Raw genomic sequence first — 3,338 nt, forward strand, 5'->3', positions numbered from 1 at the left:
GTTAGCCATCTTTTTTTCTTTTTTCAGATAAATTCAGAGAGGGTATGACTCGTTGTGAGCCATACCCTCTCTGCTTTGAAACTATCTATTGATATGCTCCCTTCTAGGTAGACAAGTGAAATAATAAAAACTTGTCACCTAGGAGGGAGCATATTTTATGTCTAAAAGAAAAGTATCTGTTGTGGATAAGATATATGCTGTAAATCTATATCTGGATGGAAAAGAAAGTCAACGGCGAATTGCCGATATGTTTGATGTAAGTCTCGCATCTGTCCAACAATGGATTCGAAACTATGAATCTATGGGAGCAAATGCATTCACATTGAAAGGGAATAAAAAATATTCCAAAGAATTGAAACAACAAGCAGTCGTAGATTATTTAGCAGGCTATGGTTCTCAAGATGATATTTGCAAAAAATATGGGATCCGTTCAAAAGCTAAGTTACAAATCTGGATAAAGAAGTATAATGGTCATGAAGAATTAAAATCTTCTGGAACAGGAGGAAGCATTATCATGACCAAAGGAAGAAAAACCACTTTTGAAGAACGGGTTGAAATAGTACAGTATTGTATCGCACATGATCGTAATTATGCCAAAACAGCAGAACAATACCAGGTGTCCTATCAACAGGCTCGCAATTATATAGTCAAATATGAAGCTGGTGAAATAGAAGCTTTAAGAGATAACCGTGGCAAACGAAAACGTCCCGATGAGATGAGTGAATTAGAAAAGCTGCGTGCTGAAGTTAAAATTTTAAAAGCAGAGAAAGAATGTGCTGAAATGGAAGCATCTTTTTAAAAAAAACTCGAAGAAATAGAGAGGAGGCGGGGCTAAGCCTGGTCCGTCATGAACATATATATCAGGCAATCAAAGAAGAACATGAAGATCATAATTATTCAGTTGCTGCACTTTGTAAACTTGGTAATGTTTCTAGAACAGCTTATTATAAATGGCTACACAGAGAAATTCCCAAAAGCGAGCAAAAGAATAGGTTTATTGATGACGAGATAGAAAAGATTCACACAGACTCACCAGATAAAGGCTATCGAAGGATCAGAGATGATTTGGAACGATATCATGGTATTGATATAAACGATAAACGTGTGCTACGCATTTGCCGTAAACTTAATATAAAATCAACTATCAAGTATTCTAACAACGGATGCACAAGACAGGCTGCAAACCCTCAGTATATAGCTGAAAACATACTTAATCGGGAGTTCACTGCCAAAGCACCAAATGAAAAATGGCTCACTGATGTGACAGAATTCCATTATTATATTGGGATTGAAAAGCATAAAGTTTATCTAAGTGCAATACTGGACCTATATGATAGACGGATTGTTTCGTATGTTATTCGTGATAAGAACAACAATGCTTTGGTGTTTGATACGGTAGACAATGCTTTACTTAGAAATCCTGATGCGCAGCCACTGTTTCACAGTGACAGGGGATTCCAATATACGAACAGGACATTTCATACAAAACTTGTAAATGCTGGAATAATACAAAGCATGTCGCGAGTTGCTAAATGTATCGACAATGGACCAATGGAAGGCTTTTGGGGGATTTTGAAGAGAGAGCGATACTATGGAAAACGATTCACTGATAGAGGTACTCTCGTAAAAATGATCGAAGATTATATAGATTACTATAACAATAAACGCTTACAAAGGAATCTCGGAATTTTAACACCAATGGAAAAACACGAAATTTACTTGCAAACCGCATAAAAACTGCCAGCAGACAAATTTCTGCTGGCAGGAAAATTTATATTTTTTCAATTGTCTACTTGACGGGGAGCGGTTCACATATTTCCCGACAGCCCCATTCTTTTTCTTCTGTCTTTATATGCCAGAAACAGAATCGTCAGAAACGTAACTGTCTCCGCTGCAAGAAGAGAGATCCAGATTCCATTTAATCCGAATAATTTCGCAAGTATAACTGCGCAGATAACAATAGCAACAATTCCTCTCAGGAATGATCCCACAATCGCGATTTTCGGTTCATCTACTGCTGAGAAATATGCCACCAGTACAACATTGATTCCTGCAACTATAAATCCAAGGAAATACAGACGCAGTCCTGTATGTGCATAATTCAATAACTGAACATTGTTTTCACTGTTGAAAATGCTGATTAGCGGGTCAGTTGCTGTCCAGATGATCAATGGATCAATGCTTCTACTGCAAGACATACGAGCAGGCTCCATTTCAGAAGTTTTTTTATCTGAATAGGCTGACCTTTTCCGTAGCTTTCACTGATCAGAGGCTGTGCTCCCTGGGCCAGACCGTTGAAGATTGCAAATGCCACGATAGAAAGGTTTGCCACAACTCCATAGGCTGCTACACCTACATTTCCTGCAATTCCCAGGATCAGGAAGTTAAATACAATAGCGATCACACCGGAAGACAGTTCACCGACGAATGCGGAAACTCCTAGCTGACAGCAGGAAATCGTCTGAATGACGGTTTTTTCCAATGGAATCCTACATGGTTTCTGCTGCTTCTGTAGTGTATGGTACAGACGCTCATTGTTACGATCGGACAGATTGCAGTAGCCAGTCCGGCTCCGGAAAATCCCAGACCGACTGGGAACATGAATATATAATCAAATATAATGTTAAAGATACTTCCACTGATGGAACCGATCATTGCAATAGAAGGCGCCCCATCGTTTCTGGCAAATGCAGTAAATGTATAATTTGACATGAAGAATGGTGTTGCGATCAGAATAATTCTCACATAGTTTCGTCCAAGTCCGATCAGTCCGGCATCTGCACCCAGCAAAGCCAATGCTTTGTCCGGAATAAAAATTCCGATCAGCATAAATGGAACTGCAACCAGTATGCTCCAGGTTACTGACTGTACGAAATAATGTTCTGTATTTTCTCCTTTTGCCCTGCTTATGGCATACCTGGTAGCGGAACCAATCCCGATCATAGCCCCAATCGCATAGATCAGTCCATAAACCGGCAGGATCAAATTGAGAACTGCCAGTCCGTCAGCACCGGAATATACAGATATAAAGAAAGTATCTGCCAGAACATAAACGGAAATCCCGATCATTCCGGCAACACTCTGGGTTACATATTTAGTGAATCTTTTCAGCATAATTCTTGTCTCCTTCCGTAAAGACTTGCCTTCTATTATATATCTGTATTGTGACATGCTCCCACCACTTAAATCTCTGATTTTGAAGTGGGGGCTTCTTGCTCAATGGCTCTACTGAGCCAAGTATCTACAAGCTATCCTCGCGTGCCCCGCGATTTTTTGCCCGGACACGGGCATATTTCTTACTTATTGTCTTGTCCGGATACGGACAGTTTATGCTGCCA

General features: G+C 39.8%; 5 protein-coding genes. 2 read left to right on the top strand and 3 right to left on the bottom strand.

All coding sequences use genetic code 11. The annotated features are described in order from the left end of the window. Positions 1-157 precede the first annotated feature (157 nt). Both GT674_RS16530 and GT674_RS16535 read left to right on the top strand, forming a co-directional pair. The gene (locus tag GT674_RS16530) at positions 158-799 is read left to right on the top strand and encodes a helix-turn-helix domain-containing protein (protein WP_161286660.1); all 642 of its coding nucleotides are present in this window, start codon (positions 158-160) and stop codon (positions 797-799) included. A gap of 68 nt (positions 800-867) precedes the next feature. Next, a complete protein-coding gene (locus GT674_RS16535) occupies positions 868-1,734 on the top strand; it encodes an IS3 family transposase (RefSeq protein WP_334297023.1) in 867 nt (288 codons plus the stop codon). A gap of 74 nt (positions 1,735-1,808) precedes the next feature. Here GT674_RS16535 and GT674_RS17850 read toward each other — a convergent pair whose 3' ends face one another. From GT674_RS17850 to GT674_RS17860, 3 genes are read right to left on the bottom strand one after another with little or no spacing between them, the layout of a single operon-like run. Next, complete coding sequence (locus tag GT674_RS17850; RefSeq protein WP_330585638.1) at positions 1,809-2,198, bottom strand: polysaccharide biosynthesis C-terminal domain-containing protein; 390 nt, start codon at positions 2,196-2,198, stop codon at positions 1,809-1,811. Then, positions 2,168-2,482, bottom strand: a complete 315-nt coding sequence (locus GT674_RS17855; protein ID WP_330585639.1) for an MATE family efflux transporter — start codon at positions 2,480-2,482, stop codon at positions 2,168-2,170. The genes GT674_RS17850 and GT674_RS17855 overlap by 31 nt, the downstream gene beginning before the upstream one ends. Further along, positions 2,440-3,114 carry an MATE family efflux transporter gene (locus GT674_RS17860; RefSeq protein WP_330585640.1) on the bottom strand — a complete coding sequence of 225 codons (675 nt, stop codon included), beginning with the start codon at positions 3,112-3,114 and terminating at the stop codon, positions 2,440-2,442. Before GT674_RS17860 ends, GT674_RS17855 begins: the two co-directional genes overlap by 43 nt. Positions 3,115-3,338 lie beyond the last annotated feature (224 nt).

The sequence above is a fragment of the Blautia sp. BIOML-A1 genome (assembly GCF_009883055.1).
Taxonomy (GTDB): domain Bacteria; phylum Bacillota; class Clostridia; order Lachnospirales; family Lachnospiraceae; genus Blautia_A.

What these genes read in the sequence shown, in the direction of transcription:
- GT674_RS17850 (WP_330585638.1), bottom strand. Translation starts at nt 2,198, where the DNA reads ATGTCTTGCAGTAGAAGCATTGATCCATTGATCATCTGGACAGCAACT.
- GT674_RS17860 (WP_330585640.1), bottom strand. Translation starts at nt 3,114, where the DNA reads ATGCTGAAAAGATTCACTAAATATGTAACCCAGAGTGTTGCCGGAATG.
- GT674_RS16530 (WP_161286660.1), top strand. Translation starts at nt 158, where the DNA reads ATGTCTAAAAGAAAAGTATCTGTTGTGGATAAGATATATGCTGTAAAT.